Source organism: Roseobacter sp. YIN89, assembly GCF_057219365.1.
This window is the reverse complement of record NZ_JBXVVD010000002.1, coordinates 940,123-953,945: the sequence shown is the minus strand read 5'-3', so window position 1 is coordinate 953,945 and position 13,823 is coordinate 940,123. Positions and strand designations below refer to the sequence as shown.

Genomic DNA, 13,823 nt, shown 5'->3' with positions numbered 1-13,823 from the left:
CCCTGATGTCCAGGCGCGCGTTCTCGGGCAGTTTGGGCACAACACTTCTATTTGCGCCGTCCGTTGTTACTTCTGAGACCGCTGAGCCTGTTCGAAGGAACGTTTCGTCCTTTCGTACCCACGCTTGGGAAGACCATTTTGACACCCTCGGGGTTGGGCTGATCATCTCAGATACGTCATCCAAGGTCATCCAGCATTGGACTGCCGAAGGAGAGATGCGGCTCTACCCGACGTCTGTTCCGATGTCAGAAGAATTGACGCGGCGCGGTTACACAGAAGTTGTTGAGAAGCGAAAGAACCCGAGTTGGGCGCCAACGCCATCGATGCGCGAACGCAACCCTGAATGGCCGGCGCGTATTCCAGGTGGTGATCCGGCCAATCCGCTTGGCACGCGCGCCCTTTATCTTTCATGGCAGTATTACCGGATTCACGGCACGCAAGACACGCGGAAGATCGGCCGGCGTTCATCGAATGGCTGCATCGGTCTTTACAATGAACACATCGAGGAGGTGTTTGATCGCGTCCCGGTCGGCACGAGGGTCAAATTGATCTGATGGGACGATACACTCTCATCGCGGTTGCTCTGGCAGCATTGCTGGGCTTTGGTTTTTGGTGGTCGGGACAAGGCGATGTGCCGGATGTTGCGGCTGGCACGGAAAGAATTGGCCCGGCAATGGTCGATGTCACAGTGCCGGAGACGCTTTCAGCGAATGCAGAAATCGGCAAAATGGCTTTCGAGGCGAAATGCGCGGCCTGTCATGGTGCGAATGCGGCCGGACAGGATGGCGTCGCACCTCCTCTCGTGCACAAGATTTACGAACCGAGCCACCACGGCGACGCGGCTTTTCTTCTTGCGGCCAAGAATGGCGTCCGGGCACACCATTGGCGATTTGGCAACATGCCGCCTGTCGAAGGCGTGAACGACGGTGATGTGAAGATGATCGTGGCCTACGTGCGCGAATTGCAGAGAGCGAACGGGATCAAGTGAATGAGTTGGACTTCCGTATCACTCGTGCTGACAACATCTGTCGTTGCTTTTGTAGCCGCAGGGTGCACGCCGATGGGGCGAGGCCCGCACCATCAATACGGACCCTATCATGACCGTGGGCCGCACCACGGATACAGCTCGCAATGCGCGGATTATTCAGGTGACTTTGGGCATCGCGGCGGAGGTCCAAACGCCGCACCTGGACCGGGGGCCGGAAGCCATCCGTGTTGGGAAGAAACATAATCCAAGGTTGGAGCCAGAAAACTTTTTGAAACAAGGAGAATCCGATGCGCTTTAGACTTGTAATAGCAGCGTTTTCGCTGACAACACTTGGCCTCGCCGCCTTGGCTCATTCCGGCGCGACCGGTGTGATGAAGGAGCGGATGGATGCAATGGGCGAAATGGGCGACGCCATGAAGCGCCTCACTCCCATGATGCGTGGCCAGACCGCATATGACCCAGACGTTGTGCGCAACACGGCTGACACGATGATCGGTCACGCCGGCACCCAGATGACCGAGCTGTTCCCGGAAGGTTCAAATGGAGCCCCGTCGGAGGCGCTCGACGCGATCTGGGAAGATTGGGAAGAGTTTGCTTCTCTGGCTGAAGCCCTGCGCACCAGTGCAGAGGGCATGAAGCTGGCTGCAGGCAATGGCCTTGCCGGCCCCGGAGACATGCCCGGCAGCGGCATGATGGGGACCGGTCAGACCATGATGGGCGGCGGCCAGGGTATGATGGGATCGGGTCAAGGCATGATGGGGGGCACACCAGGACAGACGATGACCACCGAAATGCTGGCGGAAATGCCGGTCAACGCCGGGTTCATGGCCGTGACGCAGACGTGTTCGGCCTGTCATCAGAAGTTCCGGGCCGAGGATAATTGACGCGTGCGGTTGCTATTCCGTGGAATTTTGCTGGCTGCGACTGTTGGCGTGACGGGAGGTGTTGCCCTCGTCGCGTGGCCAATCGGGATCGAGCCGCCCGGTACACTCGAGAACCTCGAAGGCAACGTCGATCGCGGAGCATACCTTGCTCGCGCTTCAGGATGCATTGCATGCCATAGTAATTTCGAGGCAGGAGGCGCACCGCTGGCCGGGGGCGCTCCGCTTGTGACGGACTTCGGGACCTTCTACCCGCCAAACCTGACAACCGATCCCGATCGCGGGATGGGAGCCTGGACGATCTCCGACTTTGCGCGCGCTGTCCGGCAGGGCATTTCGCCAGAGGGCGAGCCGTACTACCCCACATTTACTTATCCGTTCTACTCGCGGTTCTCGGATCAGGACATCGCCGATCTCTGGGCGGCTTTTCAGACCGTTCCTGCGGTTCCAGAGCCATCACCAGAGCACGAGGCAAGTTTTCCATTTGATCAACGCTGGGGGCTGAAGCTTTGGCGGGCGGCCTATTTGTCGGAGCCGGACACCGATCCTGATGATGAACGCAGCGATGCCTGGAACCGCGGCAAGTGGCTGGTGAGAGGGGCTGCACATTGTGGCGCTTGTCACACGGACCGAAACTTTGCCGGGGCCCGTATCGGGGACAGAGTTTTTGCCGGAAACGACAGCCTGCCAGGCGGTAAAAGCGCGCCCTCGATCCTGCCCACTGATTTGCAGTCCGCTGGTTGGGATGTGGACAGCCTGACTTATGCTCTGCGCACCGGGATCACGCCGGAGGGTGACGTTTTCGGCGGCAGCATGGCGGAAGTGGTGAATTATGGAACCGCATTTCTGAGCGAAACCGACCTCACGGCCATCGCGACCTATATCATGGACAACGACCTGTCCGAGAACTGAGAAAGATTGATGAGCATAAACCTCAACCGAAGACAACTTCTCGCTACCGGAGCCGCACTCGCAGTTCTTGGTGCGAGAGATGCTGATGCGGCCGCTCCAAGCGACCTGCACACTCGTGTCGCCGATATTCAGCTTCTACCAGAAAAGTACGGCCAAACGCGAATTTGGGGCTTCGAGGGTATGGCGCCTGGGCCGGAAATCCGGGTGGCACAGGGCGCGCGGGTTCAGAGGCGTCTCATCAATGACTTGCCCGACGCGACTTCTACCCATTGGCACGGAATCCGCATCGACAACGCGATGGATGGAGTTGCAGGACTCACCCAGGACGCCATTCCGCCGGGTTCATCCTTTCAGTACGACTTCGCGGCACCTGATGCGGGCACCTACTGGTACCACGCGCATAACCGGTCGTTCGAACAGGTGGCGCGCGGGCTGCATGGTGCGTTGATCGTCGAAGAACCGGAGGCGATCGATATCGACCGCGAAGAGGTTCTGATCCTTGACGATTGGCTTGTCGATCCTGAGACCGCGCAGATCGCTGATACCTTCGGGGCGATGCACGATCTGAGCCACGCCGGGCGGCTTGGCAATTACATCACCACGAATGGCACCTATAATCTATCAATGCCGGTCAAGCGGCACGAACGTCTGCGCCTGCGCATGATCAACGCTGCAAATGCGCGCGTTTTTCAGCTGGCGCTCGATGGTCTCGAAGGCTGGATTGTTGCGCTCGATGGCATGCCCCTCGCCCAGCCAAGGCCGATCGATCGGAATATCGTCCTGGCGCCCGCGCAGCGGGTCGATCTGATCGTAGATGTGACCGCGGAAACTGGTGGCGCCGGACATATCGTGCAGATAGACCGCAACGAGAGTTTCTCGCAGGTCGCTTTCGAAGTGACTGGCGACGGCACTCGCGCACGCCGGGACGCTCCCAGCCCGCTGCCACCGAACGCCCATGCGATGCCCGATTTGGCCGAGGCCACAAAGCTTGAATTGCTCATGGAAGGCGGTGCCATGGGCGGCATGCGGGGTGCGATGATGGGCGGGCGGATGTCGTCCATGCGTGACATGATGCAGTCCGGCAACTTCTGGGCTTTCAACGGAGCGGTCGGCGGCATGGACGGCGCACCGCTCGCGGCCTTGTCGCGCGGCGAGGCGGCGCGTCTGAAGATCACCAATGACACGGCGTTCCCCCATGCCATGCATCTGCACGGAATGCATTTTCACGAGATTGCACCGGATGGGAGCCTTGGGACGCTTCGGGATACAACCCTGCTGGACCGTGGCGAGGTCCGCGACATCGCGTTCGTGGCCGACAACCCCGGTAAATGGCTGCTGCATTGCCATATGCTGTCGCACGCAGCTTCGGGCATGATGACTTGGATCGACGTCGCATGAACCGGGGCACCGCCATTGTCGGCGCTGTTTCTGTCGCCATGATTGGAGCAGGGATTATTTTCTGGATGGCGAATACAGCAGGCTCCGATAGCGGGGTCATGCCGAAAGACGTGGATCTCACGGCGGGTCAAACCCTTTACGCCGAAAATTGTGCGTCCTGTCATGGTGCCAGTCTGGAAGGGCAGGAGAACTGGCAAAGCCCCGGCGAGGACGGTCGCTTGCCGGCCCCGCCGCATGACGAGACAGGGCACACCTGGCATCACGGGGATCAGGTTCTTTTTGAGTACACCAAGCTTGGTGGCCGCGCACTGATGGCGGCTCAGGGCATGGAATTTGACAGCGCCATGCCGGGCTTTGGGGATCAGCTCTCCGATCAGGAAATCTGGAATATTCTTGGATACATCAAGTCGACCTGGCCCGACCAAATACAGGAAATGCAAGAAGTGCGGACCGAAGGTGAGACACGGAAGAGGGAAAATTGACATGAAATTGTTATGGAAACTGATGACGGTGGCGACCCTCGTCGTCCCGCTTGCCGCTAACGCCGATGGTCTGAGCGAGGACCGCGTCAAAGAGCTTGTACTTGAGGCCATTCGTGAGAACCCCGAGATCGTACTTGAGGCGGTCCAGATCATCGAACAGCGCGAGCAGCAACGTCAGGCTGCGGCTGCTGCAACCGTTCTATCCAAGAACCGCGATCTATTGGAAAACGACCTGAACGCTCCGGTGCTCGGCAATCCCGAGGGTGATGTGACGGTTGTCGAGTTCTTCGACTATAACTGTCCCTATTGCCGCCGCGTGAAGCCGCATATCGAAGCTTTGCTGGAAGCAGACCCGAATGTCCGGCTGGTCTATCGGGAGTGGCCAATCCTGGGCGACGGGTCCGTCTTTGCGGCACGGGCAGCGCTCGCCGCGCGCGAGCAGGGCAAGTACGAAGAGTTCCACTGGGCGCTTATGGGAATGGCGGGACGGGCGGAAGAAGCCTCAGTCATTCAGGTGGCCGAGCAGGTCGGACTGGATGTCGCGCAATTGCGGCGCGACATGGAGTCTCCAGAGATTGATGCGCATATCGCAGCGTCGATGGAACTGAGCCGCGCGCTCGGTTTCAATGGAACACCATCCTTCGTGATCGGTGATGCCCTTGTTCCCGGCGTCATCGAGGCAGACCAGATGATTCGTCTCGCAGAGGAAGCGCGCGCAGCAGGCCAGTGATCTTAGACCGGAGCCGCCTCGTATCCCGCAGACTTGATTGCTTCGATCACGGCCCCCTCGGTTTGAGTTGTTGTGACTTCAACCGTCCGGGCATCGAGGTCGGTTGAAACCTGAGCTGCAGGATCGAGAACTGCAATTTCCTTGGTGATTGCAGCGGTGCAATGGCCGCAGCTCATGTCTGGGACGTGGAATTTCACATGAGGTCCTTTTCTGAATTGGGCTCGAGATAGAGATCCCAGCAGGTGGAAGGTCAAGTGGAAGACGACGGGTAGGTAACGCAAAAAAATCTCATCTGCCCTATTGAGCTTCCAGTAACTGGAAGCCCTATATCAGTTGTGAACTCAGATAAGGCGAACCGACATGACTCAAAATCCGCAAGTCACTCTTGGCATCGAAGGCATGACCTGCGCGTCTTGCGTTGGTCGTGTTGAAAAGTCCCTTTCGGCACTGAAAGGCATCTCCGATGTCTCCGTCAACCTCGCGTCTGAATCGGCACGGCTGTCCGTTAACGACCCGGCCCGTCTGCAAGAAGCCGCTCAGGCGCTGGATACGCTGGGCTACCCTGCGCGGACTGCCAGGGTCACCCTCAACATTGCATCCATGTCCTGCGCCTCCTGCGTCGGGCGGGTCGATAAGGCGCTGGCTGATGTGCCAGGTGTCTTGTCCGTGACCGTGAACCTCGCCGCCGAGACAGCCGTTGTCGAATTCCTTGAAGGTGCAGTCGCAACTGCTGATCTGATGGCTGCGACAGCGGCCATCGGTTACCCAGCCGAGATTGCGGAAGCGAACGCAAGCCTGTCGCGCGTTGAGCGCAAGGCGGAAGAAGCAGACAGTTTGCGCCGCAACGTCCTCCTGGCAGCGGCCCTGACATTTCCGGTCTTTGTTCTGGAGATGGGGGCGCACCTGATCCCTGCCTTTCACATGGCGATTGAAGGCACCATCGGTACGCAGACATCCTGGGTCCTCCAATTCGTTCTGGCGACGATCGTTCTCTTCGGACCCGGCAGGCCCTTCTTCTTGAAGGGCATTCCGGCTCTGCTCCGCGGTGCGCCGGATATGAACAGCCTCGTCGCGGTAGGAACCGGTGCGGCCTGGAGTTATTCGGTCGTCGCCACCTTCCTGCCCGGACTGCTGCCGGAAGGCGTGCGTGCGGTCTACTTCGAGGCCGCCGCCGTTATTGTGGTGCTCATCCTGATCGGACGCTGGCTCGAAGCCCGAGCGAAGGGACGGACTGGCGCGGCTATCCAGTCGCTCCTGGGACTTCAGGTCCGTACCGCCCGCGTCCTGCGTGATGGTGAGACCGTCGAGGTTGACGTCGATGCGCTCGGCGTTGGCGACACGATCCTCGTGCGCCCTGGCGAGCGGATTCCCGTCGATGGTGAGGTCGTTGATGGGACCAGCAACGTTGACGAGAGCATGATAACAGGCGAGCCTGTGCCCGTCACGAAAGCCGCAAGCGCAGCCGTCACCGGCGGCACGGTAAACGGCACCGGCAGCCTGACCTTCCGGGCTTCCCGTGTGGGCTCTGACACGACGCTTGCGCAGATCATTCGCATGGTCGAGGAAGCACAAGGCGCCAAACTGCCAATCCAGGGACTGGTGGATCGGGTGACGCTTTGGTTCGTGCCCGCTGTCATGGCCCTTGCCGCCCTGACGGTTGTTGTTTGGCTGTTGGTTGGACCCGATCCGGCGTTGACCTTTGCCCTGGTGGCCGGAGTGTCTGTACTGATCATCGCCTGCCCCTGTGCCATGGGGCTTGCCACGCCGACCTCGATCATGGTGGGAACAGGACGCGCAGCCGAGATGGGTGTTCTGTTTCGCAAGGGAGACGCGCTGCAGGAACTCTCAACCGTCAATGTCATCGCGCTTGATAAGACCGGGACGGTGACAGAGGGCAAACCAACGCTGACCGATGTCGTCGTCGCAGAAGGCTTCGGCCGCGAATCTGTCCTGGGTCTGATCGCTGCCGTGGAGGAGCAGTCAGAGCATCCGATTGCCGAAGCCATCGTCCGAGGCGCGCGCAGCGAAGGCATCGCGGTTCCCACCGCGTCCGGCTTCCGGTCCGTTACCGGATACGGAGTCGCGGCCATGGTTGATGGCAAAGAGGTCATGGTTGGTGCGGATCGCTACATGATCCGCGAGAACGTCGACATCGCGTCCCTTGTCGACACCGAAAAAAATCTGGCCAGCCGTGGTCGCACCGCGCTGTACGCGGCCGTGGATGGCAAGTTGGCTGCCGTCATCGCGGTTGCCGATCCGGTAAAACCCGCGAGCCGTGACGCAATTGCCGCTCTCCACGGCCGAGGCTTCCAGGTCGCCATGATCACCGGCGACAAGCAGGAGACGGCCGAGGCCATCGCCCGCGAGACAGGGATCGACCAGGTCATCGCGGGCGTGTTGCCGGACGGAAAGGTCGCGGCGCTTGATGACCTCAGGGCAGGGGGGCGAAAGATCGCCTTCGTGGGCGACGGGATCAACGACGCGCCTGCTCTGGCGCATGCCGATGTGGGCATCGCGATCGGCACGGGCACGGACGTAGCCATCGAGTCCGCCGATGTGGTGCTCATGTCAGGCGATCTGCGCGGTGTGGTGAATGCGGTCGAGGTGTCGAAGCGGACGATGTCCAACATCCGGCAGAACCTCGTCTGGGCTTTCGGTTACAACGTGGCCTTGATCCCGGTCGCGGCAGGCGTGCTCTACCCCGCCTTCGGCCTCCTGCTGTCACCGGTCTTCGCCGCAGGCGCGATGGCTCTGTCGTCGGTTTCGGTCCTGACCAATGCTCTTCGCCTGCGCCGTATTGCCCCCGCGATGAATGAAACGCCCAAGATTGAGAAGCCACTCGCGCAGGCGCAGACGCAACCGGCAGAATAGGAGATTGAGATCCATGAACATTGGAGAAGTCGCGGAACGCTCCGGTATCCCGCCCAAGACCATTCGCTATTACGAGGATATCGGTCTGGTTCGCCCACAACGCAGTGGCAACGGCTACCGGGCCTTCCGCGAGATAGATGTGCACAAGCTCGCATTTCTCGGTCGTGCCCGCGCCCTCGGGTTTTCCATCGAGGACTGCCGGACCCTGCTCAGCCTCTATGAGGACGAAAGCCGTGAAAGCGCGCAGGTCAGGGCCATTGCAGAGGAACATCTGACAGCGATTGACGAAAAGATCGTGCAGCTTCAGTCCATGCGAAAGACGCTCTCGCATCTGATTAAATCCTGCCACGGCGACCATCGTCCGGATTGTCCGATCCTGAGCGACTTGGCGGGTGATCCAACAGACGGGCGCCCCGTCTCATCGCTTGCTGACCCCGAAGCAAAATAGCCTCCTCAATCGCGTGTGACGTTTCTTGCCGATGCAGCGTTGAGCGCGTTGAGCACAAGCGTCTGGGTCAGGACTTCCGGCAAAGAGATGCCGGATGGGGCCTCTGGCCCGAACACTATGTTGAAGGGAATGCCGTACCGGCCATGGCGTTCCAGGAATCGCGCGATCTCGTCGTCAGGTCTCGTCCAGTCGGCCCGCATCGCGATAACCGCCTCGTCGTCAAGCCGGTCAGCGATCAAACCGCGATCCAGAACAAACGTCTTGTTGGCCTTGCAAGTGAGGCACCAATCAGCCGTGACATCCACGAAAACTGTATGGCCCTCAGATACGTGCCGAGCGATGTCCTGCGGAACAAATGCCTGCCAATAGGGGGTCCCGGTAGAAGTCTCGGAACGTTGTTGCGAAGAGAACAGCCCGACACCAACGAGCGGTATTGCGAGGCTGGCGGCCATCAAGATGCGCCGAAGAGACACGGATGACCATTCCGTCATGGCCAGAAGGATGAGCACGAAGGCGGAGGCGGCGACCAGAACCGCCGCACGCCACCCGGCTACACCGACGAGAACGAAAAGAAGCCAGGCGGCAGTCGCGAGCAAGAGGGCACCGAGCAATATCCTTACATACAGCATCCAGCGTCCGGGACGTGGTAAACGTTCGATCAGTGCAGGACGCGCGGCGATCAGGACGTAAGGCGAAGCCAAGCCGATGCCGAGTGCCGTGAAGACGACGAGCACATCGACCGCGTTACCGGCCAGAGCGAATGTAATCGCTGTCCCGAGAAACGGAGCGGAGCATGGCGTGGCAAGAATTGCCGCAAGCAGGCCGGTCCCGAAATCGGCAGCATAGCCGGCGCGACCGCTCCCCGCACCGAGGTGGTCCTGAATGCCCACAGGCAAGGCGATCTCGAACAGGCCGAACAGGTTTGCGGCGAAAGCGGCGACCACGATGAACATCAAAGCGACAAAAATGGGGTTCTGAAACTGGATACCCCAGCCGACCGAAACGCCGATCCATTTGAGAACGAGAACAAGCACCGCGAGCATCCAGACGAATGTCAGAACACCAATAGCTGAAAACAGAAAGCCATTGCGGATCACACGTTGGGGCTGGTCCGACACTTTCAGAACCGAGGCGAGCTTGATCGACAAGACGGGAAGAACGCAGGGCATGACATTGAGGATCAGCCCTCCGAGGAAAGCGATCGCTGCAATCAAAACCAGCTGAAACGTGCCGCTTCCAGATGCGGCACGGGCATATGGCGGGGCAGGGATGTCCGCACTCAACACCACGGGAGCCGTAACCGCCCGATCCGCGTCCGTGACGGTCACGAGAGGCGCTGCGTGATCGTCCGACCACGCATTCAGGGGAATCCGAACCCAAAGCTCTGATCGGTCACGGCTGAACCGGAAATCCGGTTTGCCGAATGTTACAAGTGGTCCGAACTCGGGAAAGACATCGACCGTCTGGAATGGTTGGCTGCTCCGTGCGGTCACAAAGAGCGAGGAGGTCTGTGCATCAAGGGCGACTGTATCGATCTCAATATCGCTTTCCTCTGGCAAGGCCGGCACCTGAGAAACGAAAGTAGCGATTGCGTTGGCAGATGTTCGATCAATACCTGTGCCGTGGGGCAGGTCCAAAGCGAGATCGAAGGTGTGCGGTACGCAAACGTTGGAGCACGTCAACAGCGCCACGCGGGCGCGCAATTCTAAAGGCTCGCCTCGATCTTCCAACATCACCCGGATTGGGAGGACGACCTCGCCCGAATACCCGAAATTCTCGATGCCAAAGGCTTCAAAGCGTTCCGGTGCGGGCCAGAGGATTTCCGCTGAAGCGAGATTGGATGAGCCCGTCCAGTCGATTTCGGGAGCCAGCCCGACTTCACCAGGCGTTCGCCAATACCCTTTCCAACCTTCACGATATTCAAGGATCAACCCAAGGGAGACAGAGACAGCGTCCGGGGCGATACCGTCTTCAGCCGAGATAAGTCGAGCGGTAACAGCCGGGTTGGAAAAGACGTTCGACTCCGCAGCACGAGCTGCCTCGGAAAATGTGAGTGCAACCAAAGAGGCGACAAGCGCCAAAAGGCACATAGAAAACCGGGAAGCCGTGGCGCGTTTCACTACTCAGCGTAGCGCTTCAGGGAGCGCAGCGAGAGCCGTCTCAAGATCGGTTAGCGGCAAGCCGCGCGCGATCCATCCAGGACCGCGGCGAGACCCAAGCATGCCCTCCGAGACGTCGATGAAGCCCGGGTATCCGGAACGTTTGAGGGCCGCGAGCAACTGCGCACTGCGACCCCCGGTGGCGCAGATAAGAGCGACGGGTTTTTCGGCAGAAAGATCACGGGCTGCAAATAACCGCTGTTCGAAACCTCGCTCGTGCATGCTGATAGGCCATGCGCCCTTCGCCAGACCGGTCTCGGTCCATTCCGCGCGAGTACGCACATCGATCAGGGAAACGGCTTCGCCCTCAAGCGCGTTAGCAACCTCCAGAGCCGACCAGATGTCGCGGGTCACCGCCCGAGCAAGACCGGGCATCACACTGATACCCGCAACAAACGCCAGGAAATGTCTTCTATGCAAGCGGTCTCCAATTCTCATTGTACGCTCTTTGCGAAAGGTCGTTTTGGGGTGAATGGAATCACGCTGAGATACAGGCTGCATCCCAACCCTCCACGCGTTCCAGACTGATGATTTCTCGGAGCATCTTATCGCTGATTTGCCCTTGAACAACAGTACGTCCGATGACGAGTGCCGGTGTGCCAACAAAGGCGAACAACTGCGCAAGAGCGGAGCTATTTTCCAGTTCTCGAACTACCTCGGCACTCTCCATGTCCGAAACCAATTGATCTTTATCGACGCCAAGATCGTCGGCGAGGCGGGACAGATATTCAGGCGAGGCCTGAAACGGTGTTTTCATCAGTTTCTCGTGGAACGAAACATATGCACCTTGACGTTTCGCTGCCAAGGCAGCTTTGGCAGCGAGGTTTGAGCTGTCACCCAGCAGAGGAAGCTCATGCCAGGCAACCGAGACTTCATTTGGCATCGAGTTTGTCATCTCCGCCAGCCGCTTGGTTTGAACGCGGCAGTATGGACAGTAGTAATCTGAGAATGACGCCATCGGCACTCTGGCCGCGTTTGTTTCGAGTTCACCATAGAGTGCGCCGCAAATATTGTCTGACACACGTTGGAAAGCGGCTTCCTTGCGCGCGACAATCTCGGCACCCTCTGGTGTGTCCAGCCCCACAAAGAGATCAAACGCGCCCGACGTATCGCCCGCGACATACTTCCGAAAGCCGGTCGGGTTTTCGAGCGGTTCGAGTTCCAATTTCTCCGGCATAAGAGACGGTATGGTGCGCAGGGCTGCATATCCTGCAACAATCGCGCCGAGCGTAAAAAGGGTCGATCGCTTTTTGGAATCCATGCCGCGCCCGTAGTTAGTCCATGCCAAATACTGGTTATCGTCAAGTCGTGGCGCTGGTCAACTTTACAAACTGATACATTTCTCGCCGTGAAATCAGGACGTTGAGCACGTATATCCTTCGTCAGTCCACATGGAGTACAAAATGTATAGACTAGGGATACTTGCAGCGTTGTTCGCTACACCGGTCTTGGCCGATCCGGATGGCTACGGCCATATGGCAGGCTGGGGGTATGGAATGGGCATGATGTTCGGTCCGATCCTCTGGATCATTGTATTGGGTCTGGTGGTCGCAGGTATCATTTGGTTCGTTCGCAGTTCTAACGCCGGAGACCACAATCAGGGAAAATCTGATGCCATGAGCGAACTCGACCTGCGTTTTGCCAAGGGCGAGATCGAGGCGGACGACTATGTCGCCCGGAAAAAGTTGCTGACCGGCAAATAGCCGAGCGGGACGAGAAACGGAGGAAGTAGGCTTGGACTCACTATTGCGGTTCGAGTCCCACATCAAACTGATTCAAAGAGGCGCAAATGAACGGCAAACAACTTGGCATTCTCGCTGCTGGTGGATCCTTTATTCTTCTAACGACCGCATTCATTTTTCAGGCGCTCGGATACGCGCCTTGCGCGATGTGCATCTGGCAAAGATATCCGCATGGTGTGGCAATTGCTGCCGGTGCCCTCCTGGCCGTCGGATTTTCACCTATAGGTCTGCTGGTTACCGGCGCTGCAGCCGCCGCCACGACATCCGCCGTTGGCGTTTATCACACCGGTGTCGAACGAGACTGGTGGCAGGGTCCGACATCTTGCACTAGTTCAGGGCGGGATCTGTCGAACCTTTCCGGATCGGACCTCCTTCCGTCAGCATCATCAGGTCCATCAACTCTGGTGATGTGTGACGAGGTCGCATGGGAATTTCTCACGCTGTCTATGGCTAGTTGGAACGCCTTGTGGAGCGCCGCTCTCGTCGGTCTGTGGCTCTTTGCATTCGCTCGTGAGCGGCAAAATCGCCAGGCTCAGAGTACATATTCGGCCACCTAGCCTTGCCAGTGGGCGATAGTTTGGGCGACGATCGTCAACAACGCTACAGAAAACCCAAAGCTCAGCACGGCAAGAATGGTCACGGCAACATTCCGCGGACCAAGTCGAACGTATGGACGTAGGGCCTGTGACTGTTTGATTGTTGTTAAGTAGAGCGGCAGCGCGCTGACCATTGTGGCGTACAAATAAACACCTGAGATATTCTCGAAGTACGCTGAGCGTGCGAGCGTGGGCGCGACTACGCTTAACGCCGTTTTGCGACTGCCACCGAACGACCCGAACCAATCCGCCGAAAAAACGTAGATGAGAGCGTGCAGCGCAAGAAACAGGAAGACCCGAACCCCGACATCCACCAGTAAAAATATGCTTGGATCGCGGTTAATTCCGGATCGCTGTTGCGAGACGGCGAAAAGGAAGAAGCTCACATAGTTGATGGCAAAGACGACCGGCAGACCGTTGGTTGCAACCTGTCTGAGAAACCGTCCAAGCGTGGGGCCCCCTCCGACCAATGCTGAACCAAAGCCCGGGGCAAGAAAGACATAGAGAAAGAGAACTGGAATCAGTGCAGCCAGGCTGAACAACAGGACGTTTCTGACGAACAGAATACCTGGCATATCCGTGGAGAAGTATCGTTCCATGTGCCTAAATCGGTCGA

Annotated in this window: 17 protein-coding genes; 12 read left to right on the top strand and 5 right to left on the bottom strand. The window is 58.8% G+C overall.

Annotation, left to right across the window (positions count from 1 at the left end):
- Positions 1 to 5 precede the first annotated feature (5 nt).
- From AC2D8V_RS10835 to AC2D8V_RS10800, 8 genes are all read left to right on the top strand, one after another.
- Entirely contained in the window at positions 6 to 554 is a 549-nt protein-coding gene (locus AC2D8V_RS10835; protein WP_484733539.1) for a L,D-transpeptidase, read from the top strand.
- Entirely contained in the window at positions 554 to 988 is a 435-nt protein-coding gene (locus AC2D8V_RS10830) for a c-type cytochrome (RefSeq protein WP_484733538.1), read from the top strand. Before AC2D8V_RS10835 ends, AC2D8V_RS10830 begins: the two co-directional genes overlap by 1 nt.
- A 109-nt stretch (positions 989 to 1,097) precedes the next feature.
- Positions 1,098 to 1,286, top strand: coding sequence for a hypothetical protein (locus AC2D8V_RS10825; RefSeq protein WP_484733537.1), 189 nt, complete (start codon positions 1,098 to 1,100; stop codon positions 1,284 to 1,286).
- Positions 1,276 to 1,872 carry a c-type cytochrome gene (locus AC2D8V_RS10820; RefSeq protein WP_484733536.1) on the top strand — a complete coding sequence of 199 codons (597 nt, stop codon included), beginning with the start codon at positions 1,276 to 1,278 and terminating at the stop codon, positions 1,870 to 1,872. The genes AC2D8V_RS10825 and AC2D8V_RS10820 overlap by 11 nt, the downstream gene beginning before the upstream one ends.
- Before the next feature lie 3 nt (positions 1,873 to 1,875).
- Positions 1,876 to 2,781, top strand: a complete 906-nt coding sequence (locus AC2D8V_RS10815) for a c-type cytochrome (protein ID WP_484733535.1) — start codon at positions 1,876 to 1,878, stop codon at positions 2,779 to 2,781.
- Between the two features lie 9 nt (positions 2,782 to 2,790).
- Positions 2,791 to 4,179, top strand: coding sequence for a multicopper oxidase family protein (locus AC2D8V_RS10810; RefSeq protein WP_484733534.1), 1,389 nt, complete (start codon positions 2,791 to 2,793; stop codon positions 4,177 to 4,179).
- Positions 4,176 to 4,661, top strand: coding sequence for a c-type cytochrome (locus tag AC2D8V_RS10805; RefSeq protein WP_484733533.1), 486 nt, complete (start codon positions 4,176 to 4,178; stop codon positions 4,659 to 4,661). The genes AC2D8V_RS10810 and AC2D8V_RS10805 overlap by 4 nt, the downstream gene beginning before the upstream one ends.
- Before the next feature lies 1 nt (position 4,662).
- The gene (locus AC2D8V_RS10800) at positions 4,663 to 5,391 is read left to right on the top strand and encodes a DsbA family protein (RefSeq protein ID WP_484733532.1); all 729 of its coding nucleotides are present in this window, start codon (positions 4,663 to 4,665) and stop codon (positions 5,389 to 5,391) included.
- 2 nt (positions 5,392 to 5,393) lie between these two features.
- Here the strand turns inward: AC2D8V_RS10800 and AC2D8V_RS10795 are convergent, their stop codons facing one another.
- Positions 5,394 to 5,588, bottom strand: coding sequence for a heavy-metal-associated domain-containing protein (locus tag AC2D8V_RS10795; RefSeq protein WP_484733531.1), 195 nt, complete (start codon positions 5,586 to 5,588; stop codon positions 5,394 to 5,396).
- 163 nt (positions 5,589 to 5,751) lie between these two features.
- Here AC2D8V_RS10795 and AC2D8V_RS10790 point away from each other — a divergent pair, with 163 nt between their 5' ends.
- Both AC2D8V_RS10790 and cueR read left to right on the top strand, forming a co-directional pair.
- A complete protein-coding gene (locus AC2D8V_RS10790; RefSeq protein ID WP_484733530.1) occupies positions 5,752 to 8,262 on the top strand; it encodes a heavy metal translocating P-type ATPase in 2,511 nt (836 codons plus the stop codon).
- Between the two features lie 13 nt (positions 8,263 to 8,275).
- Positions 8,276 to 8,710 (top strand): Cu(I)-responsive transcriptional regulator, encoded by a 435-nt coding sequence (gene cueR / locus AC2D8V_RS10785; RefSeq protein ID WP_484733529.1) that lies wholly within the window; start codon positions 8,276 to 8,278, stop codon positions 8,708 to 8,710.
- A 5-nt stretch (positions 8,711 to 8,715) separates the two neighbouring features.
- On the opposite strand, the gene AC2D8V_RS10780 is transcribed toward cueR, so the two are convergent.
- The 3 genes from AC2D8V_RS10780 to AC2D8V_RS10770 form a co-directional block, all read right to left on the bottom strand.
- Positions 8,716 to 10,830 (bottom strand): protein-disulfide reductase DsbD family protein, encoded by a 2,115-nt coding sequence (locus tag AC2D8V_RS10780; RefSeq protein ID WP_484733528.1) that lies wholly within the window; start codon positions 10,828 to 10,830, stop codon positions 8,716 to 8,718.
- A gap of 3 nt (positions 10,831 to 10,833) precedes the next feature.
- Positions 10,834 to 11,244, bottom strand: coding sequence for a rhodanese-like domain-containing protein (locus tag AC2D8V_RS10775; protein WP_484733527.1), 411 nt, complete (start codon positions 11,242 to 11,244; stop codon positions 10,834 to 10,836).
- A 103-nt stretch (positions 11,245 to 11,347) separates the two neighbouring features.
- Positions 11,348 to 12,130, bottom strand: coding sequence for a DsbA family protein (locus AC2D8V_RS10770; protein WP_484733526.1), 783 nt, complete (start codon positions 12,128 to 12,130; stop codon positions 11,348 to 11,350).
- Positions 12,131 to 12,272: 142 nt separating this feature from the next.
- On the opposite strand from AC2D8V_RS10770, the gene AC2D8V_RS10765 reads away from it, so the two are divergent.
- The gene (locus AC2D8V_RS10765; RefSeq protein WP_484733525.1) at positions 12,273 to 12,572 is read left to right on the top strand and encodes an SHOCT domain-containing protein; all 300 of its coding nucleotides are present in this window, start codon (positions 12,273 to 12,275) and stop codon (positions 12,570 to 12,572) included.
- 86 nt (positions 12,573 to 12,658) lie between these two features.
- The gene (locus tag AC2D8V_RS10760; RefSeq protein ID WP_484733524.1) at positions 12,659 to 13,168 is read left to right on the top strand and encodes a disulfide bond formation protein B; all 510 of its coding nucleotides are present in this window, start codon (positions 12,659 to 12,661) and stop codon (positions 13,166 to 13,168) included.
- Here AC2D8V_RS10760 and AC2D8V_RS10755 read toward each other — a convergent pair.
- A complete protein-coding gene (locus AC2D8V_RS10755) occupies positions 13,165 to 13,806 on the bottom strand; it encodes a hypothetical protein (protein WP_484733523.1) in 642 nt (213 codons plus the stop codon). The genes AC2D8V_RS10760 and AC2D8V_RS10755 overlap by 4 nt on opposite strands.
- Positions 13,807 to 13,823 lie beyond the last annotated feature (17 nt).

Excerpts from the sequence above, each read along its gene's own strand:
- AC2D8V_RS10810 (WP_484733534.1), top strand. The coding sequence starts at position 2,791 with ATGAGCATAAACCTCAACCGAAGACAACTTCTCGCTACCGGAGCCGCA.
- cueR (WP_484733529.1), top strand. The coding sequence starts at position 8,276 with ATGAACATTGGAGAAGTCGCGGAACGCTCCGGTATCCCGCCCAAGACC.
- AC2D8V_RS10805 (WP_484733533.1), top strand. The coding sequence starts at position 4,176 with ATGAACCGGGGCACCGCCATTGTCGGCGCTGTTTCTGTCGCCATGATT.
- AC2D8V_RS10830 (WP_484733538.1), top strand. The coding sequence starts at position 554 with ATGGGACGATACACTCTCATCGCGGTTGCTCTGGCAGCATTGCTGGGC.
- AC2D8V_RS10770 (WP_484733526.1), bottom strand. The coding sequence starts at position 12,130 with ATGGATTCCAAAAAGCGATCGACCCTTTTTACGCTCGGCGCGATTGTT.
- AC2D8V_RS10755 (WP_484733523.1), bottom strand. The coding sequence starts at position 13,806 with ATGGAACGATACTTCTCCACGGATATGCCAGGTATTCTGTTCGTCAGA.
- AC2D8V_RS10760 (WP_484733524.1), top strand. The coding sequence starts at position 12,659 with ATGAACGGCAAACAACTTGGCATTCTCGCTGCTGGTGGATCCTTTATT.
- AC2D8V_RS10800 (WP_484733532.1), top strand. The coding sequence starts at position 4,663 with ATGAAATTGTTATGGAAACTGATGACGGTGGCGACCCTCGTCGTCCCG.
- AC2D8V_RS10765 (WP_484733525.1), top strand. The coding sequence starts at position 12,273 with ATGTATAGACTAGGGATACTTGCAGCGTTGTTCGCTACACCGGTCTTG.
- AC2D8V_RS10790 (WP_484733530.1), top strand. The coding sequence starts at position 5,752 with ATGACTCAAAATCCGCAAGTCACTCTTGGCATCGAAGGCATGACCTGC.
- AC2D8V_RS10820 (WP_484733536.1), top strand. The coding sequence starts at position 1,276 with ATGCGCTTTAGACTTGTAATAGCAGCGTTTTCGCTGACAACACTTGGC.
- AC2D8V_RS10775 (WP_484733527.1), bottom strand. The coding sequence starts at position 11,244 with ATGCCCGGTCTTGCTCGGGCGGTGACCCGCGACATCTGGTCGGCTCTG.
- AC2D8V_RS10835 (WP_484733539.1), top strand. The coding sequence starts at position 6 with ATGTCCAGGCGCGCGTTCTCGGGCAGTTTGGGCACAACACTTCTATTT.
- AC2D8V_RS10825 (WP_484733537.1), top strand. The coding sequence starts at position 1,098 with ATGACCGTGGGCCGCACCACGGATACAGCTCGCAATGCGCGGATTATT.